This is a genomic window from Stenotrophomonas sp. 82F1 (assembly GCF_056861525.1).
The window spans coordinates 1-23,705 of record NZ_JBSPUD010000012.1 but is presented as its reverse complement, the minus strand read 5'-3'; the positions used below and the strand labels follow the sequence as shown (position 1 = coordinate 23,705).

Sequence of the window (23,705 nt, the reverse complement as noted above, 5' to 3'; positions counted from 1 at the left end):
GGGAGCACATGATGAAACTCTCCTTCGAACAGGGCATTGCCGCCGGCGTCGCCGGCCTGGTTGCCACCGCGCTGATCGCGGGTGTGCTGCTGGTGGACCACGGCGCGGTGGCCGCAGCAGCCGAGCCCACGGCGCAGGTGCAGGCGTTGCCTGCGCCCAGCGGCGATGCGGCGTTCGGCGATGACGCCAGCCATGCCAGCGTGGTCTTCGCCGGCGGGTGTTTCTGGGGCGTGCAGGGCGTGTTCCAGCACGTCAAAGGCGTGAGCAACGCGGTGTCCGGTTACATCGGAGGCAGTGCCACCGATGCCCGCTATGAGCGCGTCAGCGGTGGCCGCACGGGCCACGCCGAAGCGGTGAAGGTGGACTACGACCCGCGCCAGGTCAGCTATGGGCAGCTGATGCAGGTGTTCTTCTCGGTGGCGCACGACCCGACCCAGCTCAACCGCCAGGGACCCGATCACGGCAGCCAGTACCGCTCGGCGATCTTCGTCGATGACACGCGCCAGCTGGCAGCAAGCCGCGCCTACATCGGCCAGCTCGGCCAGGCCGGCAGCTACCGCGCGCCGATCGTTACCCAGGTGGGCAGTGGACAGCGCTTCTACCCCGCCGAGAGCTACCACCAGAACTACATGAGCAACTACCCGCAGGCCGCGTACATCCGCTATTACGACGCGCCCAAGCTGGCCGCGCTGGGCAAGCAGTTCCCGGCGTTGTACCGGCGCGATCCGGCGCTGGTACCGATGCGGTGACCCCCTCTTCTGTAGAGCCGGGCCCATGCTCGGCTGCTGTTGGCGGAAGAGCAGCCGAGCATGGGCTCGGCTCTACACACAACAGAAAAAGACGCACGGCCACAGGGCCGTGCGCTTGGGAAGTATCGACCCGGCCCCGATCAGGCCCGGCCGACAACGACATGCTAGGCTCGTCGGCATCATGGGTACAGAACCAGATGCGGGTCGAGTCGATGGATACAGAAGACACCACCACGATGATCCCACCCCGCTACCAGCGGCTGTCGGACGAGCTGGCTGAAGCCATCCACGGCGGGCGCCTGCCGGTCGGCAGCCGGTTGCCGTCGCTGCGGCAGATGGCTTCGCAGCGCCAGCTCAGCCTGAACACCGTGATTGCGGCCTATCGCCAGCTGGAAGATGCAGGGCTGGTCATTCCGCGGCCGAAGGCCGGCTTCGAAGTCGCGCCACGATTGTCGGCGCCGCAGCGATCGCTGCGCGATGCTCCGTCCGCACCGACCGCGCCGCTGCAGCAGGTGCTGATGGCCCGCGTGCTGGAAGCACAGCGCCGCCCCGGTGTGGTCGACCTGGCCTTTGCCGGCCCACGCGGACGACAGTTCTACCCGGGCGCGCAGCTGGCCCGGCACACCGCGCAGGTTCTGCGCCATGGTCAGCAGACCGTGGAAACCTACGCCCGTCCCAACGGTTCGCAGCGCCTGCTGGCGCAGATCGTGCGGCGTGGGCCCCGGCTGGGCCTGCATACCCATGCCGATCGCCTGCTGTTGACCCACGGCGCGATGGAGGCACTGCAGCTGGCGCTGCGCGCAGTCACCCAGGCCGGTGATGCCGTCGGCATCGAGGCGCCCTCGTACTTCAACCTGTACCCGTTGCTGACCACCCTCGGCCTGCAGCCGATCGAACTGCCCACCCATCCGCAGCGCGGTCTGGACGTGGATGCGCTGGACGCACTGCTGGAGCACACACCGCTGGCGGCGCTGGTGGTGATGCCGACCGTACACAACCCTCTTGGCTGCACGATGCCGATCGCCGACAAGCAACGCCTTGCCGAGCTGGTCAACGCGCGCCAGCTGCCGCTGATCGAAGACGCGGTGTATGCCGAACTGCAGTTCTGCGAGCCGCCGGCCCCCTTGCTGAAGGCGTTCGACCGCGATGGCTGGGTGATGGTGGTCGGTGGCTTTTCAAAGACGCTGGCGCCGGACTACCGGATCGGCTGGCTCGATGGAGGACGCTTCGCCGAACGCATCGCGCTGCTCAAATTCCAGTCCACCGGCGGCGAACCGCAGCTGCTCGGTGATGCGGTGGCCGCCTACCTGGAAGCAGGCAGTTACGAGCACCACCTGCATCGCATGCGCCGCCTGTACCGCGAACAGGTCGGTCGCCTGCGGCAACTGGTGGCCGAACATTTCCCTGCCGGCACCCGCGCGACCGAGCCGCAGGGCGGCTTCCTGCTGTGGCTGGAACTGCCGGGCGTGGACACCCGTGAACTGTTCGAGCGCGCACTGGCAGAGGACATCGTGTTCATGCCGGGCCAGGTGTATTCGCGTGGCGCGCGGTACCGGCACTGCCTGCGGCTGTCGTGCTGCCAGACCCTGGACGCGCGCTTCATCGGTGCGGTGGAACGGTTGGGTGCGATCGCGCGGGAGCTGGTGGCACGCTGATGGATCGGTAGCGCCGGGCCACGCCCGGCGGCTTCTCTGCCTGCCGCGCTGCGCGCTCGCCGGGCATGGCCCGGCGCTACCCTCACGCGTCGTGCAGGTGTGTGCTCAATGCTTCGCCACCGGCTTCCGGCAGATGCGGCAGCCGTCCCCAGCAGGGCATCGGCAGGCGCTGCTGCAGGGTCGCGAAATTCTCATCCTGGCGTTGCATCGACGGATCGATGTGGTTGCCGATCCAGCCCACGCAGTCCACGCCGCTTGCCTGCAGCGATTGCGCGGTCAACCGCGCGTGGTTGACGCAGCCCAGGCGCATGCCGACCACCAGCACCACCGGCAGCCGCAGCGCTCGCACCAGATCACGCTGGTCCAGCTGCGCCGACAGCGGCGCCAGCCAGCCGCCCACGCCTTCGACCACCACCACGTCGGCCTGTGCGCGCAGGCGTTCGAAGGCCGCCACGATCGGGGCCAGTTCGATGTGCACGCCATCTTCTGCCGCCGCCAGCTCCGGCGCCAACGGCTGGCGCAATGCGTAGGGGTTCAGATCGGCGTAGTCCGGCACCGGCAGGCTGGCGGCCTGCAGCGCCAGCGCGTCGTCGTTGCGCAGCCCCTGCCCCGGATCGTGGCTGCCGCTGGCCACCGGCTTCATGCCCACCGCGCGCAGGCCGCGCCGGCGCAGCGCGTGCAGCAGCGCGGTACTGGCGGCGGTCTTGCCGATCTCGGTATCGGTGCCGGTGACGAACAGGGCAGGCGGCAGCGTGGCGGGCAACGGCATCGATGGGCTCCAACGGGGAAACAGTGTGTGCATTATCGCCGGCCCGGCACGCTTGCTAGACTGCGGCCATGTTCGCCAACGCCTCGCTCACCGGCAGCAAGCCGGAACAATACGCCCAGCTGCTGGAACAGGCCCGTGGCCTGGTCTACGGCGAGTCCGACCGCATCGCCAATGCGGCCAACCTCGCTGCACTGGTCTACCACGCCCTGCCCGACCTGAACTGGGTGGGCTTCTACCTGTATGACGGCAAGGAACTGGTGGTCGGTCCGTTCCAGGGCCTGCCGGCCTGCGTGCGCATTCCGCTGGACAAGGGCGTGTGTGGTGCGGCCGCCAGCCAGCGCGTGACCCAGCGCATCGAAGACGTGGAGGCCTTTCCCGGCCATATCGCCTGCGATGCCGCATCGCGCTCGGAGCTGGTGGTGCCGCTGGTCCGGGGTGAGGAGCTGATCGGCGTGTTCGATATCGACAGCCCGGTCGTCGGCCGCTTCGATGCTGAAGACCAGGCCGGTCTGGAAGCCATCGCCCAGGTGTTCGTCGGGGCGTTGGCGTGAGCGCGGTCAAGCTGCGCAACATCGGCCCGAAGAGTGCGGCATGGCTGCGCCAAGTGGGCCTGCGCAGCCGCGAGGATCTGGTTGCCATCGGTGCCGTCGGCGCCTTCGTCAAGGTCAAGCGTGCCGGCTTCAAGCCCAGCCTCAACCTGCTGTATTCGCTGGAAGGTGCGCTGCTGGATTGCCACTGGCAGGAACTGAGCGAAGCGCAGCGCACCGCGCTGGTGCAGGACTACGAAGCGCGTATCGCCGTGCATCCGCTGAAGGCGGCAGGTCCGGCATCAGGCCCGGTGCATGAGCAGCGCTTCGACGCCGAGGACGACGGCGAAGAAAGCGCGGCCGAAAGCACCGACGAGGATTGATCGGTAGCGCCGGGCCATGCCCGGCGAGCGCGTAGCGCGGGTGATGTGGAATCCGCCGGGCATGGCCCGGCGCTACCGGATTCGTCAGGGCTGCTGCAGTTCCAGCAGCTCGCCCACCAGTCCCGTTTCACCGCGCTCGACCCACACCCGCAGGCGTGTTCCGTGGTCGATGCGCAGCGCCCAGCACAGCGACATCGGCAGGCCACACACCTGCGACAGCACCATGCGCAGTGGACCGCCGTGGCTGACCACGACCGTCGGCGCCGGGTCGTCGTCATCCAGCAGTCGATCCAGCGCGCGTGCGATGCGCCGTTCGAAGTGGCCCCAGCTCTCGCCATGCGGCGGCGGAAACGCGTGCGGATCGGCGTGGAAGGCGGCCAACGCGGCTTCCGGCAGGTCGAACAGCGATTGGCCATCCCAGTCGCCGAAATCCAGCTCTTCCCACTCCTCGTCCGTCTCCACGTCCAGCGCGCGCGGTGTGGCCAGTGCCATCGCCGTATGCAGCGAGCGCAGGCGCGGCGAACTGATCACCCGTTCCCACGACTGCCCGGCATAGGCATCGACCAGCTCCTGCGGCAAGCGGGCCAGCTGCGGCGGATCGCTGCGGCCATCAAGGAACTCATCACGACCGTTGCCGGCATGGCGGACCAGGTCGAGGATCATGCGCGTGCCCAGTACGGGCGGCGCGGGAACAGCGGAAAACAGACGGACATCGGCAACGGCACCACGATAATTCGAGCTGCATTCTAGGCGCTGGCGCAGGTCTGCTGCACCGTGCAGGTGCATTCGCGCCTGTCCAGGCGCGCAGGTTCAACGCTACGGGTCGGCCGCGATGCCGTAGACTGCGCGCACTTCCAGGTGACCTGCGGCCCTGCCGGCAGGTTGAAACGGGAAGCCGGTGACGCGTGACAACACGCCATGCCGGCGCTGCCCCCGCAACGGTAAGCACGTCAGTTCCAGGCAACCCGCCACTGTGCCGCAGGCATGGGAAGGCGCCTGGACGGTGGCCTCGGGCCACCCGGCGGCGAGCCCGGAGACCGGCCCGGAAGCCTCAGGTCGCGATGCGGTGGGCATGGCGCTGGATGCCTGTGGCGATGGCCGCGGCATCGGCGCGTGCCTGCCTGTTGTGACTCCTCCCCTTCGCTGCGCGGGCGTGCGCGGCACCTGGAGTCCCCCGATGAAACTGCAGTCCCGAATGCTGTCCCTGGCCGTGCTGGCCGCACTTCCTGCATTGGCCCTGGCCGATGATGGTGCCGCCGACCTCGACCAGGTGCTGGTCACCGCCACCCGCACGCCGATCGCCCTGCAGGACAGCATCGCGCCTGCGCAGGTGATCGACCGTGCGCAGATCGAATCCAGCCAGGCCACCTCGCTGCAGGAACTGCTGCAGGGACGCGCCGGCATCAACCTGACCAATGCCGGTGGCCTGGGCAAGCAGAGCTCGCTGTTCCTGCGTGGCACCAACTCCTCGCATACCGTGGTGCTGGTCGATGGCGTGCGCATCAACAGCGCCGATCTCGGCCTGGCGATGTACCAGGACCTGCCGCTGGCGCAGATCGAGCGCGTGGAAATCGTGCGCGGCCCGCAGTCCAGCCTGTACGGTGCCGACGCCATCGGTGGCGTGATCCAGATCTTCACCCGCCGCAACCAGGGCGACTTCGCGCCGCACTTCCAGCTGGGGGGCGGCAGCAACGGCCTGCGTGAAGCCAGTGGCGGCATCGGCGGTGGCACCGAACGCGGCTGGTTCGGCGCCGACATCGCCTACCAGCATTCGGACGGCATCGATGCCTGCCGCGGTTCGGCCACGCTGTTCACCGGCTGCTTCGCCGATGAACCCGACCGCGATGGCTACCGCAACCTGTCCAAGAGCCTGCGTGGTGGGTACAACCTGAGCGACCAGTGGACCGTGGAAGGCAGCGCCCTGCGTGCCGACGGCAAGAACCACTACGACGGCTACTACAACTACTCCGAGACCCGCCAGCAGGTGCTGGCCGGCAAGGTGCGCTACACCCCGTCCGAGCGGCTGACGCTGACTGCCAATGTCGGCCGCAGCGACTACGAGTCCGACAACTTCGGTGATTTCGGTGCACGCGGCAGCGCACAGACGCACCGTGACAGCGCTTCGCTGCAGGCCGACCTCGGTGTGGCCGAAGGCCAGCTGCTCAGCGCCGGCGTGGACTGGAGCGAAGACAACCTGGACGGCAGCAGCGCCGGCTACTTGGTCGACAGCCGCCGCAATACCGGCGTGTTCCTGCAGTACCAGGCGCGTTTCGGCCGTCACCAGCTGCAGGCCAGCGCGCGCAACGACGACAACCAGCAGTTCGGCAACCACGCCACCGGCAGCCTCGGCTGGGCGATGGAGCTGGGCCATGGCCTGCGCGCCAACGCCAGCTACGGCACCGCGTTCAAGGCGCCGACCTTCAGCGACCTGTACGACCCATGGAGCGGCGTGCCGACGCTGGACCCGGAGAAGTCCAAGAGTGCCAACCTCGGCATCTCGCAGCAGGGCCAGGGCTGGCGTTGGGGCCTGGACGTGTACGAGACCCGCATCGATGACCTGATCACCTATGACGCGGCCACCTTCCGCATGCAGCAGGTCGAAAAGGCACGCATCCGCGGTGCGGAACTGACCGGCGGCGCCACCGTGGCCGGCTTCGACATCAATGCGCAGCTCAGCTTCACCGATCCGCGCAACCGCACCCGCGGCAGCGCGCAGTTCGACAACTGGCTGGCACGCCGTGCGCAGCAGACCGCGCGCCTGGACATCGACCGCCGCTTCGGTGATTTCCGCACCGGGCTGACCGTGCAGGGCGCGGGCAAGCGCTACGACGATGCCGCCAACGCGGTGAAGGTCGGCGGCTACGGCACGCTGGATCTGCGCGCCGAATATGCGCTGACCCCGGCATGGTCGGTGCTGGCGCGGGTGGCCAATGTGTTCGACCGCGCGTACGAGACCGTGGCGTGGTTCAACCAGCCCGGTCGCGAGTACCAGCTGAGCGTGCGTTACCAGCCGAAGTGAAAAGGGGCGCCGGGCATTGCCCGGCGCCCCCAGATGCCATCGACGCATGGCGTCGATCTACTTGTAGAGCCGAGCGCAGGCTCGGCTCTACACCGGAATGCCTGCAGCCAACCCCGGCAGCTCGCGCAGATCGTAGATCACCGCGACAGCGTGCGCGTTGTCCAGGTCCAGTCCGCGCGGATAGCCGTAACGCACCAGCGCGATCGGCATGCCGGCGTCTTCGGCGGCGCGGTAATCGGTAAGCGAGTCGCCCACCATCAGGCACGCATCAACGGGCAGTTCGAAATGCGCGGCGATATGCCGCAACGGCTCGCCGCTGGGCTTGCGCTGCGGCAGCGAATCACCGCCCAGCACCAGCGCGAAGGCCTCGGCGATGCCCAGGTGCTGCAGCAACGGCGGCACCAGCGCGGCCGGCTTGTTGGTGCAGATGGCCAGCGGTACGTTCAGCGCGCGCAATCCTGCCAGCGCTTCCACCACGCCATCGAACAGCCGCGGGCTGCGCAGCAGGCATTCGCGGTAGTGGACCATGAACGTCGGCATCACCGCTGCCAGGTCGATTTCGCGCCCGGCAGCCTGCACCGCCTGTTCGACCAGCCGGCGCACGCCGTCGCCGATCCAGCCCAGCACGGTGGCTTCGGGTACGCGTGCCAGGCCGATGTCTTGCAGCGTGCGGTTCAGTGCTTCGGCGATATCGGCGGCGCTGTCGACCAGCGTGCCATCGAGGTCGAACACGACCAGCGGATAGGGATACGACAAGGGACGGCTCACTCGTGCAACGTGGGGCCGTCCATTGTACGCCCGCGCTTTCAGCCGATCCGGCGTGCGCGGCTGGCCTGGCGGTCCCAGGCGGCACGGTCGTGGTCGATCAACGCCTGTCCATGGTTCATGTGTTCTCCTTGCCCGAAGGACGCCAGTCCAGATCCTGGAAGGCCGGGCTCGCGAAGCACTCGGCGAGGAAGTCCAGGAATCGCCGCATGATGGCGGGCTGCTGTCGACGCGACGCGTACACCGCATGGATGCCGAGCTCGTCCAGGCTGTACTCGGGCAGCAGTTCGATCAGTTCGCCACTGCGCAGCAACGGTGCGACCTGGTAGGTCGGCAACATGGCGATGCCTGCATTGGCGCGGACGGCCTCCAGCAGCAGCGATGCTTCATTGGCACTGATGTTGCCGCCCACCGCAACCGACAACGAACGCCCTTCGCGATGCAGCTGCCATAGGCTCTTGCCGACGTAGTGATGGGTCAGGCAGTTGTGCACGGCGAGGTGTTCGGGTGCGGTCGGCGTGCCACGCGCCTGCAGGTAGGCCGGCGTCGCGCACAGCACCGAGCGGCAGATCGCCAAGCGACGTGCGATCAGGCTGGGATCGATCTGCCTTGCGATGCGCACCGCCAGGTCGACGCGCTCCTCCACCAGGTTGACCGTGCGGTCGACCAGCAGCAGTTCGATGCGTGCGGCCGGATGGCGCTGCACGAAGGCGGCCACTGCGCGCGCCAGATGACTCTGCCCGAACGACACGCTGGCGGTGATGCGCAATGTGCCGTGCGGCTCAGGATCGTCGCTGGCCAGCTCGCCCTGCAGTTCATCGCCGATCGCCAGCATCTGCCGGAAACGCGCCAGCGCGGCTTCACCTGCCCCGGTCAGGCTGACCCGCCGCGTGGTCCGGTGCAGCAGCCGCGCACCCAGCCAGCCTTCTACTTCGGCCAGGTAGCGGCTGACCATCGCCCGCGACATGTCCAGCACCTCGGCGGCGGCGGTCAGGCTGCCGCGCTCGGCGACCTCGACGAACACGGTCATGGCGGTCAATCGGTCCATCTGCTCGATCCATGCAACAAACAAGCGCGTTATACGCTGTTTTTCGAGCGACTGCAGCGGCCTACAGTGGCCTCATTCCCCCGCCCTACCCCACGGAGTCCTGCCATGAAGATCGCCCTCGTCGGTGCCACCGGCAACATCGGCCGCCAGATCGCCCGCCACGCGCTGGCCAACGGCCACCAACTGACCGTCATCGTGCGCAGCGCGCAGGACCTGCCGGCCGAGCTGGCCGGCGCCCATCCGGTCATCGCCTCGCTGGACGACCAGGATGCCCTGGTCGCCGCCATTGCCGGCCACGATGTGCTGGCCAGCGCCTACGGCCCGCGCCCGGGCGACGACATCGGCCGCGTCGGCGAGGTTGCCGCGCAGCTGGCCGACGCCGCCCGCAAGGCCAACGTGCCGCGCCTGGTGGTGGTCGGTGGCGCCGGCAGCCTGGAAGTCGCCCCCGGCGTGCAGCTGGTCGACACCCCCACCTTCCCGGAGGCCTACAAGCCCTACGCGCTGGCCCACCGTGAAGCCTTCAACCGCCTGCAGGCAGTGGATGACCTGGACTGGACCTTCTTCTCGCCGGCGGCCGAAATCGGCCCGGGTGACGAGCGTGGGCAGTATCGCGTGCAGCCCAAGGCCTTCCTCGCCGATGCCAGCGGCCACAGCCGCATCAGCTACGCCGACTACGGCGCCGCGTTCGTCGCCGAACTGGAAGCGCGCAAGTACCCGAAGCAGATCATCACGGCCGCATATTGATCGACACGCTTGTTCTATAGAGCCGAAGGCAACGGCAGGAGCCGTTGCCAACGTCGCTTGCGACGGCCCGCAGGGGGCCGGGCAAGGACGCCCGGCGTAGCTCACGCTCGGCTCAACGCAAACATGCAGCCGAGCGTGGCTCGGCTCTACACGAGGAATTCCCCATGCGTACCGCTGCCCTGCTGCTTCCCCTCGCGCTGGCTGCCAGCTTCGCCAGCACCCCGCTGCTGGCCGCACCGGCCGCGCCTGCGCCTGCCAGCGCCGCGAAATCCCAGCTGCGCCTGCAGACCTTCCATCCCGGCCCGCAGGCGATGTTCTCGGTGTCTTCGGTGCTGATCGAAGGGCGCAACGACGCGATCCTGGTCAACGCGCAGTTCGCTGCCGGCGATGCGCGCCGGCTGGTCGAGCAGATCCGCGCCAGCGGCAAGCGACTGACCACCATCTACATCAGCCATGGCGATCCGGACTATTACTTCGGCCTGGCTACCGTGCAGGACGCGTTCCCGCAGGCGCGCATCGTCGCCACCGCGCAGACCGTGGCGCATATCCGTGAATCCCAGGCCGGCAAGCTGGCGTACTGGGGGCCGAAGATGGGCGCCGACGCCCCCGCACGCATCGTGGTGCCAGCGGTACTGGAAGGCGATGCACTGCAGCTGGAAGGCCAGCGCCTGCCGTTGATCGGCCTGGATGGACCGACGCCGGACCGCAGCGTGCTGTGGGTGCCGTCGCTGCGTGCGATCGTCGGCGGCATTCCGGTGGTGGCCGGCGAGCATGTGTGGATGGCCGATACGCAGACGCCGCAGTCGCATGCCGATTGGCTGCGCACGCTGCAGCAGCTGCAGGTGTTGAAGCCGAAGGTGGTGGTGCCCGGTCATTACGCGGAGGGTGCGGCGCTGGATGCCAGTGCACTGCGCTTCACGGCGGAGTACATCCGCGCCTTCGATGCTGAAACGGCCAAGGCCAAGGACAGTGCGGCGTTGGTGAAGGCGATGCAGGCGCGCTATCCGAAGCTGGCGGGCGTGGCGTCGCTGGAGTTGAGTGCGAAGGTGGCCAAGGGCGAGATGCAGTGGCCGTAAGGTAGGGGTTTTCTTTTGCAGGGCTGCGCCCTGCACCTGCCGAATCGACGGCAACGGCAACGGCAACGGCAACGGCAACGGCAAAAGCGGGCATTCCGTGGGTTGGCGGGGTGGGTCCGGTTGCGGGGGACGCCGTGAATACGTCCCTGTAGGCTTGGCCGCGGCATCCATGCCGCGGACACCCCCGCAACCGGACCCACCCCGCCTTCGACATGTTCCCGCTGCTGTTGGTATCCGCTGCTGTTGGTAGGTGTCGACCTTGGTCGACACTTCGATCCACGCCATGCGTGGATGAACGATCAGGGACGATCGGTCTGGGTGTGCTCGAACAATTCGCCCTGCACCACCGGCTCTTTTTCGCGGAAGCCGCCGAGGCCGACGCCGACCAGGCGGTAGCGGGTGTCGGCGGGTAGGTCGACGCGGGCGCGCAATGAAAGTGCGATGTCGCGAAGTTCTTCCATCGACTCGGGCGGGCGTTCCGGGGTGAAGCTGCGGGTAAGGAGGCGGAACTGCGCGGTCTTCAATTTCAGCACCACGGTGTGGCCGATGCGTTCGGTCTTGCGCGTGGCATGCCAGGTCTTCTCGGCCAGCTGCACGATCGCTTCAGCCAGGTCTTCCAGCAACAGGTCCTCGGCGAAGGTGTCTTCGGAGGAGATCGACTGCACCTGCTGGTCAGGTTCCACCGGCCGCTCGTCGACACCGCGTGCGCGGTTGTACAGGCTGCGGCCGAAGCTGCCGAAGGCTTCTTCCAGGTCCGGCAGCGTCCACTGCCGCAGGTCGCCGCAGGTGACGATGCCGCGCGCTGCCAGCTTGCCTTCCATCACCTTGCCGACACCGGGCACGCGGTTCACCGGCAGCGGCAGCAGGAATGCGTCCACCCGCTGCGGCGGAATCACGAACTGGCCGTCAGGCTTGCGCCAGTCCGAGGCGATCTTGGCCAGGAACTTGTTCGGCGCGATCCCGGCGGAAGCAGTCAGCTGGGTTTCCTCGCGGATCTGCGCGCGGATGGTGCGGGCGATGTCGGTGGCCAGTTCGATGTCGCTCTTCGGCACCGTGACATCCAGATAGGCCTCGTCCAGCGACAACGGCTCGACCAGGTCGGTATGGCGCAGGAAGATCTCGCGCACGTGGCGCGACACCGCCTTGTAACGTGCGAAGTCCGGCGGCACGAAGATCGCATCCGGGCACAGGCGCTCGGCGCGCAGGGCCGGCATCGCCGAACGCACGCCGAACACGCGCGCCTCGTACGAGGCCGCACACACCACTGAACGCGCGCCGCGCCATGCCACCACCACCGGCTTACCGCGCAGTGACAGGTCGTCGCGCTGCTCCACCGACGCGTAGAAGGCGTCCATGTCGACGTGGATGATCTTGCGCAGTGCGTTCATGGTTGGCCCACATGATACCTGCACCGTACCCGTCCAGACGCCGAAGTATGGTCGTTGTGCATCAACGGGATGCGTGGTTTCAGCTGAAAACACTACGCACGCGTACGGAGACGCGGTTTGATATCCGCCTGATCCGTCGTGCATCCTCGGGAACTCGTTGCCTTGTTTTCGCTTCCAGGATTGCGCTTTCCATGACTCGTCTCCACGCGTTCAACCGCGACCAGCTGCTGGCCAGCGCACGCGGTGAACTGTTCGGCGCTGCCGCCGGCCGGTTGCCCAACGACCCGATGCTGATGTTCGACCGCATCACCGAAATCCGCGAGGACGGCGGACCGCATGGCAAGGGCATGGTACGCGCCGAACTGGATATCCGCCCGGACCTGTGGTTCTTCGGCTGCCACTTCATCGGCGACCCGGTGATGCCCGGCTGCCTGGGTCTGGATGCCATGTGGCAGCTGACCGGCTTCTTCCTCACCTGGCTGGGTGCCCCCGGCAAGGGCCGCGCCCTGGGCTGCGGCGAAGTGAAGTTCACCGGCCAGGTGCTGCCAGACGCGAAGCTGGTGCGCTACGAGATCGACATCAGCCGCGTCATCAACCGCAAGCTGGTGATGGCCCAGTCCGACGCGCGCATGTACGTGGACGACCGCGAGATCTACAACGCCCGCGACCTGCGCGTGGGCCTGTTCACTGAAACCGGGAGCTTCTGATGCGTCGCGTCGTCATCACCGGCATGGGCATCACGTCCTGCCTCGGCAATGATCTGGATACCGTTTCGGCTGCCCTGCGCGAGAGCCGCGCCGGCATCACCGCGCTGGCCGACCACGCCGAAGCCGGCCTGCGCAGCCAGGTCGGCGGTCGCGTCGACCTCGACCTGGACGCGCTGATCGATCGCAAGCAGAAGCGCTTCATGAGCGATGCCGCCGCCTTCGCCTACCTGGCGATGGCCGATGCCATCACCGATGCGGGGCTGACCCCGGAACAGGTCAGTGGCCTGCGCACCGGCCTGATCGCCGGTTCCGGCGGTGGCTCCAGCGAATGGCAGGTGGGTGCGGTGGATCTGCTGCGCAGCCGTGGCGTGCGCAAGGTGGGTCCGTACATGGTGCCGCGCACGATGTGCTCGACCGTGTCGGCCTGCCTGGCCACCGCATTCCAGATCAAGGGCGTCAGCTACTCGCTGTCGGCCGCCTGCGCGACCTCGGCGCACTGCATCGGTGCGGCTGCCGACCTCATCCGCCACGGCGCGCAGGACATCATGTTCGCCGGCGGCGGTGAAGACCTGCACTGGTCGATGAGCGTGATGTTCGATGCGATGGGCGCACTGTCCACCAGCTTCAACGACACCCCCGCCAGCGCCTCGCGCCCGTATGACAAGGACCGCGATGGCTTCGTCATCGCCGGCGGTGGCGGCATGCTGGTGCTGGAGGATTACGACCACGCCGTGGCACGTGGCGCGCACATCCATGCCGAGCTGATCGGTTATGGCGTGACCTCCGATGGCGCCGACATGGTCGCCCCGTCCGGCGAAGGCGCCGTGCGCTGCATGAAGATGGCGCTGCAGAACGTCGATCGTCCGCTGGATTACCTCAACACCCACGGCACCTCGACCCCGCTGGGCGATGTGACCGAGCTGGGTGCGATCCGCGAGGTGTTCGGCGATGCGATTCCGCCGCTGTCCTCGACCAAGGCGCTGTCGGGCCATTCGCTGGGCGCTGCCAGCGTGCATGAAGCGATCTACTGCCTGCTGATGATGCGCGACGGCTTCGTGGCCGGTTCGGCCAACATCGGTGAGCTGGACCCGAGGGTGGAAGGCTTCCCGATCCTGCGCGAAAGCCGCGAGCAGAAGCTGGACACGGTGATGTCCAACAGCTTCGGCTTCGGTGGCACCAACGCGGCGCTGGTGTTCGGCAGGGTGTGATCTGAAAGCGTGCCAACCAAGGTTGGCACCTACCAGAGCGGTTGCCAGGGATGTAGAGCCGAGCCTATGCTCGGCTCAGTGCCAACCAAGGTTGGCAGCTACCTTGGCAACAGCGGCAGCAGCAGTGCGTGGGCGTCCACCAGCGAGCCGACGATGCGGTGGCCCAACGCACGCAGTTCTTCATCGGGATGCACCAGGTCCGGCACCTGGATCACGGTCATGCCCGCCGCCAGCGCGGCACGCGTGCCGGCCGGGGAATCCTCCAGCGCCAGGCAGCGTTCCGGTGCCTTGCCCAGCCGCTGCGCGGCCAGCAGGTAGATATCCGGTGCCGGCTTGGCCCGCGCCACGTCGCCACCGGCGATCACCGCATCGAAGTACGGCAGCAACCCGGTCGCGGCCAGCTTGCGGTTGGCCCGCGGTTGCCGTGTCGAGGTCGCCACCGCACGCGGCACCGCGTGCGACTTCAACAACTCAAGCAGTTCCAGGATGCCCGGACGCAACGGCAGGCCGGTCTGGGTGCGTTCCTCGTACAGATCATGACAACGCGCGGCCATCGCCTCGATCACGCTGTCTTCGATCCCCTGCTGGCGCAGCAGCGCTTGGCTGTCGCGGTCGCCAAGACCGACCATGCGCACGAAGAAGCTGGCATCCAGCGGCAGGCCAAACGCCTCTGCGGCCTCGCTCCAGCACGCAAGCGATACACGCTCGCTGTCGATCATCAGGCCGTCCATGTCGAAGATGACGGCGTCAGGCAGGAACGGCAGCGCAGCGATGGAGGTCATGGAGCGAACAGCGTATCCAGATCGGTGGAGGTCAGCAGCCGCCATTGCCCTTCGGCCAGTCCCTGCAGGTCCAGGCCACCGACACGGCTGCGATGCAGTGCCTGCACGTGGTTGCCTGCGGCAGCGAACATGCGGCGTACCTGATGGTAGCGACCTTCGTGCAGTACCAGGCGCGCCTTGCGCGGCCCGAGCACCTGCAGTTCAGCCGGCAGCAGGGGCGTCTTCTCCGCTTCCAGCATCAGCGTGCCGCTGGCAAACAGCGCCACCTCGTCACCGCGCAGGTCTTCAGCCAGCTCCACTTCGTAGACCTTGGGCAGCTTCGACTTCGGCGAAATGATCCGGTGCAGCAGGTTGCCGTCGTCGGTCAGCAGCAGCAGGCCGCTGGTCTCGCGGTCCAGGCGGCCGACGGTGGACAGCACCGGGTCGCGGTCGCGGAAGCGCGGCGGCAGCAGGTCGTAGATCAGGCGGCCCTTGTCCTTGGTCGAACAGGTGTAGCCGGCCGGCTTGTGCATCGCCAGCGACAGGCCCACCGGCGGATCCAGCGGCTCGCCGTCGACGCGCACCGCTTCATGCGGCACCTGGTCGTCGGCATACAGCACCTCGCCGTCGGCGTCGGTGACGCGGCCTTCGCGGAACATCCACTGCACCTGCTTGCGGCTGCCGTAGCCGAGGTTGGCGATGAGCTTGACCAGTTTCACCGACCCTTCCCCTTGCCCTTCACCGCCTCGACCAGCTTGAAGCCATCGCGCTCGGCAACCACGCGCACCGCGCCGAAGCTCTCATTGAGCGTGTACTCGTACGGCAGGTGGCGGTTGGCCACCACGTACAGGCGCCCACCCGGGCGCAGCGCCTGCGCGGCCACGGCGATGAAGCGCTGGCCGATGTCCGGGCGATCCGCACGCGAGGGCGTGTGGAACGGCGGGTTGCTGATGATGACGTCGTAGTCCGGCTCGATACCGGCGGTGACATCACGCCACAGGAAGCGCAGCGGCACCGGGCGCGGCGGCGGCGCAAGATTGAGTTCGGCCAGGTCCAGCGCGCGCTTCTCGGCCTCGTACAGGTCCAGCGCGGTGATCTTCGGGCAGCGCTCCAGCAGCTCGCGCGACAGGTAGCCGTAACCGGCACCGAGGTCGGCCGCACGCCCGGCCAGGTCGGCCGGCAGGTGTTCGGCCAGCAGCGCCGAGGCCGGGTCGATGCGGTCCCAGGCGAACACGCCCGGTCGGCTGAGGAAACGGCCGCCGACGATCGGCCGCACCGCGTCCAGGCTGCCCCAGCGCTTGGCCACGTCCACATCGTGCTGGCCCTGCAGCGGCGCGGTCCAGAACACGCGGCAGTGGTTCTTGGTCAGGCTGCCGCCGAGGCCGGCCAACTGCTTGAGGTCGCCTTCGCCGGAGCGGGCGCCCTCGTTGTTGTGCTGGCAGGCCACGATGCGGCCCCCCTCGGCGACCAGCGCCAGGGCGCGGGCGAACAGCGCGCGGGCTTCCTCACGCTGGCGCGGCGGCAGCACCAGCACCAGCGGGTAACGGCCGCGGCCGGCAACATCATCCAGCTGGCCGCTGACGGTCCAGCCAGCGGCCTGCTGCAGCGGCTGCGCGAACGGAGCGAAGCTCTGCTCGCAGTCGACCTCGCGGCCGCCGGCCTGCTCGCGCAGAGGCCAGCCGTCACGGGCGCGCAGGAAGGCCACCGGCCCCTCCGGCCAGCGCAGGGCGCCGCTGGAGAACGGCAGGAACAGGGTCTGCAGGGGGGCGTCGTCGCTGGATGCCATCGGCGCGGGTACTGGAAGCGTGAGGGCCGTCCATTGTACCGGCTTGTCCTGCCCGGCCCCGGCCGCCGCTTTGCGAAACTTCAACGTTGCCTTGATGCCGCAGCAACATGCCAGCGTTCAGGGTAGAAGCTCCCCCGCAACTCCTGGAGATCCTGCATGCGTGCCTTGTTCGTCGGAGGTGTTGTCGACAACAGTGAAATGGACCTGGAAGGCAGCCATCCCCCCGTGCATTACCCGGAGGACACCGGCGGTGGTCATTCCCGCTACCGCCTGCACCAGGTCGGCCACGGCGCCGATGGCAGTGTGGCCTACGCCGTGTATGGCGCGCCGGACTTGGCAGACGATGAAGTGACCCGCGTAGCCGAGGAGCGCGCCTATGCGCGCAGGTTCGAGGCGACGGCAACGCTGTTCGAGCACTGACAGGCCTGTAGCGCCCGAGCCCATGCTCGGGCGGCGGCGCAGCTGCGCGGACGGCAGCCGAGCATGGGCTCGGCTCTACATCGGATCAAGGCGCTGTGGGCGGCAGCTCGCGGATGCTGGCGATTTCATCCAACCACACGTGATGCTGCTGCACCGGCGTATCGAGGTCATCCAGCCGCAGCTGGCCGTTGCTGCCTTCGTCGCCGGCGTCGTTGCGGTACTGCTGCAGCGTCGGCTGCACCGCAACCGTGCCCAGCAGGCGGCGGCCATCGTGCAGGGTCAGCTGCACCTGGGTTTCGCCGCGCAACTGTGGCAGCAGGGCTTCCAGGCGCGTGATCTGCGCTGGATCGGTATGGATGCGGGGAGCAATACGGGACATCGGCGACCTCCTGCTCTGCAGGGTCGCCGATTGGCCGTGAATGCTCAGTGCAGCAGTCCGTCCCCGCGCGTGGCCTGCACGCGCCGCACGACACCTACCAGCTGGGCCACCGAGTACGGCTTGGCCACGTGTTCCTGGAAGCCCGAGGCCAGCGCGCGACGTCGGTCGTCCGCGCGCGCCAGCGCCGTCACCGCCACCGCTGGCAGTGCGGCGGCATCCACGCCCAGATCCTGTCGCAGCGTGCTCACCAGGCCATAGCCATCCATGCCCGGCATGCCGATATCGGTCAGCAGCACGTGGTACTGCAGGTGGCCATTGTCGGCCAGCAGCGCCAGCGCCTCGCCTGCGGAACTGGCCGCGGACACGCTGGCGCCCTGCTCTTCCAGCATGCGCCGCAGGTACTCCAGCACTTCTGGCTGGTCTTCCACCGCCAGCACATGCAGGCCGCGCAGCGGGTAGGGCTCGACCACCATCGGCTCCAGGATCGGACCGCTGACGACCTCACGCAGCGGACGCCGCTCGGCATCGGGCAGGTGCTGCGGCAGGCGCACAGTGAAGGTGGAACCGTGACCGTGGCCATCGCTGGCCGCGCTGACCGTACCGCCGTGCAGTTCGACCAGCTGCTGCACGATGGCCAGGCCCAGGCCCAGACCGCCGTGGCGGCGGGTGGTGGTGCCGTCGGCCTGGCGGAAGCGGCTGAACAGATGGTTCAGGAACTCCGGCGCGATGCCGTCGCCGGTATCGCGCACGGTGATCGTCCAGTAGTTGCCATCGGCCTGCAGCTGCACGTCGATGCGGCCTTCGGCCGGGGTGAACTTGATCGCGTTGGACAGCAGGTTCCAGAACACCTGCTGCAGCCGGGTGGCATCGCCCAGCACCTGGCAGGCCTGCGCCGGCAGCTGCAGGGTGACGTCCAGCGCCTTGCCCTCGGCCACCAGCTCCTGCGCGCCCATCGCTTCGTTCAACTGGTCGCGCAGATCCAGCACTTCCACTTCCAGCTGCACCTTGCCCAGCAGCATGCTGCTGAGATCGAGCATGTCCGAGATCAACCGCTTCTGCGCGGTGGCACTGTTGGCGATCACCCCCAGGCCCTTGTACAGCGGGCTGGTGGCATCGACGCGCTGCAGCAGCAGTTCGCTCCAGCCCAGGATCGTGGTCAGCGGCGTGCGCAGCTCGTGCGACAGCGTGGCCAGGAACTCATCCTTCAGCCGCGCCATGTTTTCCGCAGCACTGCGCGCGGCGCGCTCGGACTGCAGCAGCTCCTCGCGCGCCAGTTCGATCTCGCGACGCTCGGTGACGTCCGGGCTGCTGCCGGCCAGGCCGATGAAGCGGCCCATCCGCGAGAAGCGCGGACGCGCGTTCATTTCCAGCCAGCGCCACTGTCCATCGGCACGGCGGGCGCGCACCAGCGCGTGCATCGAACGCTGCGCTTTCAGTGCTTCCTGCAGTTCGTATTCGAACACCGAGGCATCGTCGGGATGCACCAGGCCGCGCCAGACATCTTCCGGCACGCGGTTCTCGTCGCCGCCGAAGAACTCGCTGAAGGCACTGTTGACGAAACGGGCGTGGCCGCGCTCATCCAGCACCCACACCGGCATCGGCAGGCCATCGGCCAACGCACTGAAACGGGCCTCGCTCTCGCCCAGTTCCACTTCCATCTGCTTGCGCGCGGTCACATCGAAGAACAGGATGCCGACCTTGTCCTCGCCTGGCCGCCCCACCCGAACGGCATCAACGGCGAACGTACGCCCCAGGGCACGTGCCTCCATCTCGAACTGGGCCGGTCGCCCGGTCCGGGCGACTTCGCCATAGATGCGGAACCAGTCGCCTTCGTGCTGCGGCTCCAGCGCGCTCATGCGCTTGCCACAGGCATCCTTCAGGCCGGTGTGGCGCTCGAAAGCGTCGTTGACCTCGAGGAAGCGGTAATCGATCGCCTCGTCGCCATCGAACAGCACCTGGATCACACAGAAACCTGCGTTGATGCGCTCAAGCACGCCATGGTGCAGGTCAGTTTCGGGCGTCGGCACCATCAAGGGTGAGCGCTCCACGAGGGGCGGCAGTGTGGACAAGGGCGTCGTGAAAAGACCGGATGGAGGTACAGCATCTTCCAGAGCGCGTATTCACAGCGTCAAGCGCCGTCAGTCACGGTTGACGACCATGAATTGGCGGCAACTGTTGACGCATTTGACGCTACTGACCATTGCTGCGGCCCTCCAGCGGGATCACACTCGATCCGAGATCATCACCCTCCCCGCTTCGGGGACGCAGGAGACTGCCATGAAAGGTTCGCTTTCAACCGCCCTGCTGCTGGCCGGCATGCTTGCCGTGGGCAGCGTGGCCGCCGCGCCGCGCACGGTAACCGCGCCCGACGCACCGCGCGCGCTGCAGGCCGATGGCCCGGTCAGCGTGAAGTGGGACGATCCGGCGAAGTTCACCGAGCTCCGTCAGAGCAGCAACCGCTTCGAGGCTGAACGTGGGGACTGGGTGCAGCAGCTGGCACGTTACGTGCAGACCAGCGCCGCCAAGCCACTGCAGGCCGGGCAGACGCTGGACGTGACCCTGGTCGATATCAAGCGCGCGGGCGACTACGAGCCTTGGCACGGCCCGCGTGGCAGCGACATCCGGATCATGCGCGACATCTACCCGCCGCGGATCACCCTGCAGTACACGCTGAAGGATGCCAGCGGGCGCATCATCGATGAAGGCGACGCCCGCCTGAGCGACAGCGGCTACCTGCACAACATCGGCCTGAAGAGCGATACCGATCCGCTGCGCTATGAAAAGCGCCTGATCGATGATTGGGTGAAGCGCCAGCTGACCTCGCGCGTCACCGCTGCCCGGTAGGTGTCGACCTTGGTCGACACGCATTCAAAGCGCCGACCAAGGTCGGCCGCTACCAGAGCCGGTCAATCCTGGTAGACGCGTGCCACGCGCTTGACGCCGCATGGCAGCTGGTAAGCACTGACGCCGCAGCGCGGCGCCAACTCCGAAAGGGTCGGCGCAGTGCCCCACAGCTCCACCACGCTGCCGACGCCGGCCTGCGCATGCGCGGTCAGGTCCACGGTCAGCATGTCCATCGACACCCGGCCGATCAGCCCACCGGGTTGGCCATCGATCAGCAGCGGGGTGCCGTTGGGCGCGAACTGCGGATAGCCATCGGCATAGCCCAGTGCGACCACGCCCACGCGTGTGCGTGCCTTGGCGACGAAACGCGCACCGTAGCCGACCGGCTCACCGGCCTCGATCCAGCGCTCGGCGATCACCTTGGACTGCATCGTCATCACCGGGCGCAGGCGCGCAGTGAGTTCGCTGTTGTCCGGCAGCGGGTTGGCCCCGTACAGCATCAGGCCCGGGCGCACCCAGTCACTGCACACATCCGGCCAGCCCAGCAGCGCCGGCGAATTGCAGACGCTGGTCTCACCTTGCAGGCCTTCGATGGCCTCCACGAAGGTCGCGGCCTGCTCATGGGTGCGCTCGCTGTCCAGCTCATCGGCGCGCGCCAGGTGGGTCATCAGTACGATGCGCGCCACCTGCGGCAGTGCCGACACGCGCGCGTGCGCGGCGCGGAAACCGGCCACGTCCAGGCCCAGCCGGTGCATGCCACTGTCCAGCTTCAGCCACACCGTCAGCGGGCGCGGGCTGTCGAACGCGGCCAGCGCTTCCAGCTGCCACGGCGAACCGACCGAGAACCACAGGTCATGCTCGGCCACCAGCGTCATTTCGCTCGGCTCGAAGATGCCTTCCAGCAGCAGGATCGGGGCACGGATACCGGCCTGGCGCAGTTCCAGCGCCTCTTCAATCGTGGCCACACCGAAGCCGTCGGCCTCACCTTCCAGTGCCTGCGCGCAGCGCACCGCACCATGGCCATAGGCATCGGCCTTGATGATCGCCAGCGCCTTGCCACCGCCCAGTTCACGGGCCAGGCGGTAGTTGCTGCGCAGTGCGCCCAGGTCGATCAGCGCGCGGGCAGGACGCATGTGCGGTTCTCATGTTGCGGGGCGTGGCGGTACTGGCCGTAGCGGAAGATATCCAGGCCTTCGGTGCTGATCTGCGGCTGGCGCGCGCTCATCAGGTCGGCCAGGTAGCGGCCCGAGCCGCAGGCCATGGTCCAACCCAGCGTGCCGTGGCCGGTGTTGAGGAACAGGTTGCGGAACGGCGTGGCGCCGATCACCGGCGTGCCGTCCGGCGTAGCCGGGCGCAGGCCGGTCCAGAACTCGGCCTTGGCCAGGTCACCGCCCTTCGGGTACAGATCGCGCACCACCAGTTCCAGCGTCTCGCGGCGACGCGGCGACAGCGACAGGTCGAAGCCGGCCACTTCGGCCATGCCGCCGACGCGGATGCGGTTGTCGAAGCGGGTGACCGCCACCTTGTAGCTCTCATCGAGGATGGTCGAGGTCGGCGCCATCGCCGGGTCGGTGATCGGCAGGGTCAGCGAGTAGCCCTTCAGCGGGTACACCGGCAGGCGCATGCCCAGCGGCGCAACCATTGCCGGCGAATAGCTGCCCAGTGCGACCACGAAGCGGTCCGCGGTTTCCAGCTTGCCGCCGATGCGCACGCCGGTGATGCGGTCGCCGTCGAATTCCACGCCGGTGATGTCCTGGTCGTAGCGGAACTCGACGCCCGCTTCGGCCGCCATCTGCGCCAGACGGCGGGTGAACAGCTGGCAATCGCCGGTCTGGTCGCGCGGCAGGCGCAGCGCGCCGACCAGGCCATCGACGTGGGCCAGCGCGGGCTCGGCCTTGATGATGCCGGCGCGATCCAGCACTTCGTACGGCACGCCGTACTGGGCCAGGATCTCGATGTCCTGCGCCGAGGCATCCAGCTGCTGCTGGGTGCGGAACAGCTGGGTGGTGCCCAGGTCGCGCCCTTCGAAATCGATGCCGATCTGCGCGCGCAGCTCGTTCAGGCAGTCGCGGCTGTACTCGGACATGCGCACCATGCGCGCCTTGTTGATCGCGTAGCGCTCGTGGGTGCAGTTGCGCAGCATCTGCCACAACCAGCGGTACTGGGCCAGGTCCATGCCCGGCTTGATCGCCAGCGGCGCGTGCTTCTCGAACAGCCAACCGATGGCCTTCTTCGGCACGCCCGGGGCGGCCCACGGCGAGGTGTAGCCGAAGGACAGCTGGCCGGCATTGGCGAAGCTGGTTTCCAGCGCGGGACCGGGCTGGCGGTCGACGACCGTGACTTCAAACCCGGCCTGTCGCAGGTACCAGGCACTGGTGGTGCCGATCACGCCGCTGCCGAGAACTAGGACTCGCATGGGAATTCTCCAACCCGATCATTCCCTGCATTTGGGTGCGCAGGGGCCACAATCGGGGAAGTATATTCTTACGTTCCTAGGTGATTTGCCTGATTTTAGGAATGCAGGCAGGATATTTTCCTCTGATTCATTCCCCGAGGTTGACGGCCATGACCACCCGCCCCCGCGAACTGGACAAGATCGACCGCAAGATCCTGCGCATCCTGCAGGGCGAAGGCCGCATTTCCTTCACCGAGCTGGGCGAACGGGTCGGTCTGTCGACCACCCCGTGTACCGAGCGCGTGCGCCGGTTGGAGCGCGAAGCAGTGATCACCGGCTATCACGCCCACCTGGACCCGTCGGCGCTGAAAGCCAGCCTGCTGGTGTTCGTGGAGATCAGCCTGGCCTACAAGTCCGGTGACATCTTCGAGGAGTTCCGGCGGGCGGCGCTGAAGCTGCCCAACGTGCTGGAATGCCATCTGGTGTCGGGCGATTTCGATTACCTGCTGAAAGCGCGGATCAGCGAGATGGCTTCGTATCGCAAGCTGCTTGGCAGCACCCTGCTGACCCTGCCGCATGCGCGTGAATCGAAGAGCTACATCGTGATGGAAGAGGTCAAGGAGACCTGGTCGCTGCCGATTCCCGATTGAATCGACCGGCGGCAGCGGGACCAGATCCCGTAGCACGGGCTCTGGCCCCTGGCTGCATCAACGCTGCTGCGGGTTCTTCATGGAACCCTGTTGCGGATTCTTCTTCTGCTGCTCGTTCGGCTGCTGTTGCTGTTGCTGCTGGCGCTGCTGGTCCTGCGGTGTTTTGCCCTGCTGTTCCTTGCCGGGATGACGGTTCTGCTGGTTGGCCATGATCGTATTCCAAGGGGACGAGGGAAGCGCGACGGCGGGGATGCCGGCGCAGGTCCACCGTGGTCCTGGCGCGGTTAATCGCAGGCGAAAAACGGGTGATGCGGGGTGTGCAGGGCGGGGGCTGTTTTCCGGCGTTCATGTGGGTGGCGGGTTTCCTGCCAACGGCTGAGCCCCTCGTGGCTGGAGCCTGGTGCGGCGCTGCGCGTGGGCCGGGGGGGGGGG

25 protein-coding genes and 1 riboswitch are annotated in these 23,705 nt (G+C 67.6%); of the genes, 12 read left to right on the top strand and 13 right to left on the bottom strand.

The genetic code is table 11. The features are described from left to right. Positions 1-11: 11 nt before the first annotated feature. Together msrA and AC13GI_RS12990 are read left to right on the top strand one after the other, a co-directional pair. Complete coding sequence (msrA, locus tag AC13GI_RS12995; protein WP_482996499.1) at positions 12-749, top strand: peptide-methionine (S)-S-oxide reductase MsrA; 738 nt, start codon at positions 12-14, stop codon at positions 747-749. Between the two features lie 212 nt (positions 750-961). Further along, positions 962-2,404, top strand: a complete 1,443-nt coding sequence (locus AC13GI_RS12990; RefSeq protein ID WP_482996498.1) for an aminotransferase-like domain-containing protein — start codon at positions 962-964, stop codon at positions 2,402-2,404. Positions 2,405-2,486: 82 nt separating this feature from the next. Here the strand turns inward: AC13GI_RS12990 and bioD are convergent, their stop codons facing one another. Continuing rightward, positions 2,487-3,173: a dethiobiotin synthase gene (bioD, locus tag AC13GI_RS12985; protein ID WP_099821594.1), complete on the bottom strand. Its 687-nt coding sequence runs from the start codon at positions 3,171-3,173 to the stop codon at positions 2,487-2,489. 68 nt (positions 3,174-3,241) lie between these two features. Here bioD and AC13GI_RS12980 point away from each other — a divergent pair, with 68 nt between their 5' ends. Further along, positions 3,242-3,724 (top strand): GAF domain-containing protein, encoded by a 483-nt coding sequence (locus AC13GI_RS12980; RefSeq protein WP_205405366.1) that lies wholly within the window; start codon positions 3,242-3,244, stop codon positions 3,722-3,724. Beyond that, a complete protein-coding gene (locus AC13GI_RS12975) occupies positions 3,721-4,083 on the top strand; it encodes a TfoX/Sxy family protein (protein WP_482996497.1) in 363 nt (120 codons plus the stop codon). Before AC13GI_RS12980 ends, AC13GI_RS12975 begins: the two co-directional genes overlap by 4 nt. Positions 4,084-4,167: 84 nt before the next feature. On the opposite strand, the gene AC13GI_RS12970 is transcribed toward AC13GI_RS12975, so the two are convergent. Continuing rightward, positions 4,168-4,746 carry a histidine phosphatase family protein gene (locus tag AC13GI_RS12970; RefSeq protein ID WP_482996552.1) on the bottom strand — a complete coding sequence of 193 codons (579 nt, stop codon included), beginning with the start codon at positions 4,744-4,746 and terminating at the stop codon, positions 4,168-4,170. A 176-nt stretch (positions 4,747-4,922) separates the two neighbouring features. After that, a riboswitch (cobalamin riboswitch) is annotated at positions 4,923-5,143 on the top strand. 117 nt (positions 5,144-5,260) lie between these two features. Between AC13GI_RS12970 and btuB the strand changes: the two genes are divergently transcribed. Next, the gene (gene btuB / locus AC13GI_RS12965; RefSeq protein ID WP_482996496.1) at positions 5,261-7,102 is read left to right on the top strand and encodes a TonB-dependent vitamin B12 receptor; all 1,842 of its coding nucleotides are present in this window, start codon (positions 5,261-5,263) and stop codon (positions 7,100-7,102) included. 87 nt (positions 7,103-7,189) lie between these two features. On the opposite strand, the gene gph is transcribed toward btuB, so the two are convergent. Further along, the gene (gene gph / locus AC13GI_RS12960) at positions 7,190-7,858 is read right to left on the bottom strand and encodes a phosphoglycolate phosphatase (RefSeq protein ID WP_482996495.1); all 669 of its coding nucleotides are present in this window, start codon (positions 7,856-7,858) and stop codon (positions 7,190-7,192) included. A gap of 127 nt (positions 7,859-7,985) precedes the next feature. Beyond that, complete coding sequence (locus tag AC13GI_RS12955) at positions 7,986-8,915, bottom strand: LysR family transcriptional regulator (protein ID WP_482996494.1); 930 nt, start codon at positions 8,913-8,915, stop codon at positions 7,986-7,988. Positions 8,916-9,020: 105 nt separating this feature from the next. On the opposite strand from AC13GI_RS12955, the gene AC13GI_RS12950 reads away from it, so the two are divergent. Together AC13GI_RS12950 and AC13GI_RS12945 are read left to right on the top strand one after the other, a co-directional pair. After that, the gene (locus AC13GI_RS12950) at positions 9,021-9,659 is read left to right on the top strand and encodes an NAD(P)-dependent oxidoreductase (protein WP_482996493.1); all 639 of its coding nucleotides are present in this window, start codon (positions 9,021-9,023) and stop codon (positions 9,657-9,659) included. Between the two features lie 164 nt (positions 9,660-9,823). Further along, the gene (locus AC13GI_RS12945; protein ID WP_482996492.1) at positions 9,824-10,735 is read left to right on the top strand and encodes an MBL fold metallo-hydrolase; all 912 of its coding nucleotides are present in this window, start codon (positions 9,824-9,826) and stop codon (positions 10,733-10,735) included. Positions 10,736-11,034: 299 nt separating this feature from the next. Here the strand turns inward: AC13GI_RS12945 and dinB are convergent, their stop codons facing one another. Continuing rightward, positions 11,035-12,123 carry a DNA polymerase IV gene (dinB, locus tag AC13GI_RS12940; RefSeq protein WP_482996491.1) on the bottom strand — a complete coding sequence of 363 codons (1,089 nt, stop codon included), beginning with the start codon at positions 12,121-12,123 and terminating at the stop codon, positions 11,035-11,037. Between the two features lie 191 nt (positions 12,124-12,314). Here dinB and fabA point away from each other — a divergent pair, with 191 nt between their 5' ends. Together fabA and fabB are read left to right on the top strand one after the other, a co-directional pair. After that, on the top strand, positions 12,315-12,830 hold the full coding sequence (gene fabA, locus AC13GI_RS12935; protein ID WP_025878420.1) for a 3-hydroxyacyl-[acyl-carrier-protein] dehydratase FabA: 516 nt from the start codon (positions 12,315-12,317) through the stop codon (positions 12,828-12,830). Further along, complete coding sequence (fabB, locus tag AC13GI_RS12930) at positions 12,830-14,038, top strand: beta-ketoacyl-ACP synthase I (RefSeq protein WP_025878419.1); 1,209 nt, start codon at positions 12,830-12,832, stop codon at positions 14,036-14,038. Before fabA ends, fabB begins: the two co-directional genes overlap by 1 nt. 98 nt (positions 14,039-14,136) lie before the next feature. On the opposite strand, the gene AC13GI_RS12925 is transcribed toward fabB, so the two are convergent. Genes AC13GI_RS12925 through AC13GI_RS12915 form a run of 3 tightly spaced genes read right to left on the bottom strand, consistent with a single transcriptional unit; the run spans position 14,137 to position 16,585 of the window. Next, the gene (locus tag AC13GI_RS12925; protein WP_482996490.1) at positions 14,137-14,820 is read right to left on the bottom strand and encodes an HAD family hydrolase; all 684 of its coding nucleotides are present in this window, start codon (positions 14,818-14,820) and stop codon (positions 14,137-14,139) included. Further along, the gene (locus AC13GI_RS12920) at positions 14,817-15,518 is read right to left on the bottom strand and encodes a pseudouridine synthase (RefSeq protein WP_482996489.1); all 702 of its coding nucleotides are present in this window, start codon (positions 15,516-15,518) and stop codon (positions 14,817-14,819) included. Before AC13GI_RS12920 ends, AC13GI_RS12925 begins: the two co-directional genes overlap by 4 nt. Beyond that, on the bottom strand, positions 15,515-16,585 hold the full coding sequence (locus AC13GI_RS12915) for a class I SAM-dependent methyltransferase (RefSeq protein WP_346587087.1): 1,071 nt from the start codon (positions 16,583-16,585) through the stop codon (positions 15,515-15,517). The genes AC13GI_RS12920 and AC13GI_RS12915 overlap by 4 nt, the downstream gene beginning before the upstream one ends. Positions 16,586-16,741: 156 nt before the next feature. On the opposite strand from AC13GI_RS12915, the gene AC13GI_RS12910 reads away from it, so the two are divergent. Then, positions 16,742-17,005 (top strand): hypothetical protein, encoded by a 264-nt coding sequence (locus AC13GI_RS12910; protein ID WP_025878415.1) that lies wholly within the window; start codon positions 16,742-16,744, stop codon positions 17,003-17,005. 85 nt (positions 17,006-17,090) lie between these two features. On the opposite strand, the gene AC13GI_RS12905 is transcribed toward AC13GI_RS12910, so the two are convergent. Together AC13GI_RS12905 and AC13GI_RS12900 are read right to left on the bottom strand one after the other, a co-directional pair. Beyond that, positions 17,091-17,384, bottom strand: coding sequence for a DUF3247 family protein (locus tag AC13GI_RS12905; protein ID WP_099821582.1), 294 nt, complete (start codon positions 17,382-17,384; stop codon positions 17,091-17,093). Positions 17,385-17,428: 44 nt separating this feature from the next. Next, positions 17,429-19,414 (bottom strand): hybrid sensor histidine kinase/response regulator, encoded by a 1,986-nt coding sequence (locus AC13GI_RS12900; protein ID WP_243380374.1) that lies wholly within the window; start codon positions 19,412-19,414, stop codon positions 17,429-17,431. Between the two features lie 247 nt (positions 19,415-19,661). On the opposite strand from AC13GI_RS12900, the gene AC13GI_RS12895 reads away from it, so the two are divergent. Beyond that, positions 19,662-20,228 (top strand): DUF3016 domain-containing protein, encoded by a 567-nt coding sequence (locus tag AC13GI_RS12895; protein WP_089238446.1) that lies wholly within the window; start codon positions 19,662-19,664, stop codon positions 20,226-20,228. A gap of 62 nt (positions 20,229-20,290) precedes the next feature. On the opposite strand, the gene alr is transcribed toward AC13GI_RS12895, so the two are convergent. Next, entirely contained in the window at positions 20,291-21,361 is a 1,071-nt protein-coding gene (alr, locus tag AC13GI_RS12890; protein WP_482996488.1) for an alanine racemase, read from the bottom strand. Next, positions 21,340-22,644, bottom strand: a complete 1,305-nt coding sequence (locus AC13GI_RS12885) for a D-amino acid dehydrogenase (protein WP_482996487.1) — start codon at positions 22,642-22,644, stop codon at positions 21,340-21,342. The genes alr and AC13GI_RS12885 overlap by 22 nt, the downstream gene beginning before the upstream one ends. 149 nt (positions 22,645-22,793) lie before the next feature. On the opposite strand from AC13GI_RS12885, the gene AC13GI_RS12880 reads away from it, so the two are divergent. Further along, a complete protein-coding gene (locus tag AC13GI_RS12880) occupies positions 22,794-23,273 on the top strand; it encodes an AsnC family transcriptional regulator (protein WP_482996486.1) in 480 nt (159 codons plus the stop codon). A 57-nt stretch (positions 23,274-23,330) separates the two neighbouring features. Here the strand turns inward: AC13GI_RS12880 and AC13GI_RS12875 are convergent, their stop codons facing one another. Next, positions 23,331-23,483, bottom strand: coding sequence for a lana protein (locus AC13GI_RS12875; protein WP_089238441.1), 153 nt, complete (start codon positions 23,481-23,483; stop codon positions 23,331-23,333). Positions 23,484-23,705 lie beyond the last annotated feature (222 nt).

What these genes read in the sequence shown, in the direction of transcription:
- AC13GI_RS12885 (WP_482996487.1), bottom strand. Translation starts at nt 22,644, where the DNA reads ATGCGAGTCCTAGTTCTCGGCAGCGGCGTGATCGGCACCACCAGTGCC.
- AC13GI_RS12875 (WP_089238441.1), bottom strand. Translation starts at nt 23,483, where the DNA reads ATGGCCAACCAGCAGAACCGTCATCCCGGCAAGGAACAGCAGGGCAAA.
- AC13GI_RS12950 (WP_482996493.1), top strand. Translation starts at nt 9,021, where the DNA reads ATGAAGATCGCCCTCGTCGGTGCCACCGGCAACATCGGCCGCCAGATC.
- AC13GI_RS12895 (WP_089238446.1), top strand. Translation starts at nt 19,662, where the DNA reads ATGAAAGGTTCGCTTTCAACCGCCCTGCTGCTGGCCGGCATGCTTGCC.
- AC13GI_RS12915 (WP_346587087.1), bottom strand. Translation starts at nt 16,585, where the DNA reads ATGGCATCCAGCGACGACGCCCCCCTGCAGACCCTGTTCCTGCCGTTC.
- AC13GI_RS12925 (WP_482996490.1), bottom strand. Translation starts at nt 14,820, where the DNA reads ATGACCTCCATCGCTGCGCTGCCGTTCCTGCCTGACGCCGTCATCTTC.
- dinB (WP_482996491.1), bottom strand. Translation starts at nt 12,123, where the DNA reads ATGAACGCACTGCGCAAGATCATCCACGTCGACATGGACGCCTTCTAC.
- AC13GI_RS12880 (WP_482996486.1), top strand. Translation starts at nt 22,794, where the DNA reads ATGACCACCCGCCCCCGCGAACTGGACAAGATCGACCGCAAGATCCTG.
- btuB (WP_482996496.1), top strand. Translation starts at nt 5,261, where the DNA reads ATGAAACTGCAGTCCCGAATGCTGTCCCTGGCCGTGCTGGCCGCACTT.
- AC13GI_RS12905 (WP_099821582.1), bottom strand. Translation starts at nt 17,384, where the DNA reads ATGTCCCGTATTGCTCCCCGCATCCATACCGATCCAGCGCAGATCACG.
- AC13GI_RS12945 (WP_482996492.1), top strand. Translation starts at nt 9,824, where the DNA reads ATGCGTACCGCTGCCCTGCTGCTTCCCCTCGCGCTGGCTGCCAGCTTC.
- fabA (WP_025878420.1), top strand. Translation starts at nt 12,315, where the DNA reads ATGACTCGTCTCCACGCGTTCAACCGCGACCAGCTGCTGGCCAGCGCA.
- AC13GI_RS12910 (WP_025878415.1), top strand. Translation starts at nt 16,742, where the DNA reads ATGCGTGCCTTGTTCGTCGGAGGTGTTGTCGACAACAGTGAAATGGAC.
- AC13GI_RS12955 (WP_482996494.1), bottom strand. Translation starts at nt 8,915, where the DNA reads ATGGACCGATTGACCGCCATGACCGTGTTCGTCGAGGTCGCCGAGCGC.
- AC13GI_RS12970 (WP_482996552.1), bottom strand. Translation starts at nt 4,746, where the DNA reads ATGATCCTCGACCTGGTCCGCCATGCCGGCAACGGTCGTGATGAGTTC.
- alr (WP_482996488.1), bottom strand. Translation starts at nt 21,361, where the DNA reads ATGCGTCCTGCCCGCGCGCTGATCGACCTGGGCGCACTGCGCAGCAAC.
- bioD (WP_099821594.1), bottom strand. Translation starts at nt 3,173, where the DNA reads ATGCCGTTGCCCGCCACGCTGCCGCCTGCCCTGTTCGTCACCGGCACC.
- AC13GI_RS12980 (WP_205405366.1), top strand. Translation starts at nt 3,242, where the DNA reads ATGTTCGCCAACGCCTCGCTCACCGGCAGCAAGCCGGAACAATACGCC.
- AC13GI_RS12900 (WP_243380374.1), bottom strand. Translation starts at nt 19,414, where the DNA reads ATGGTGCCGACGCCCGAAACTGACCTGCACCATGGCGTGCTTGAGCGC.
- AC13GI_RS12990 (WP_482996498.1), top strand. Translation starts at nt 962, where the DNA reads ATGGATACAGAAGACACCACCACGATGATCCCACCCCGCTACCAGCGG.
- fabB (WP_025878419.1), top strand. Translation starts at nt 12,830, where the DNA reads ATGCGTCGCGTCGTCATCACCGGCATGGGCATCACGTCCTGCCTCGGC.
- msrA (WP_482996499.1), top strand. Translation starts at nt 12, where the DNA reads ATGAAACTCTCCTTCGAACAGGGCATTGCCGCCGGCGTCGCCGGCCTG.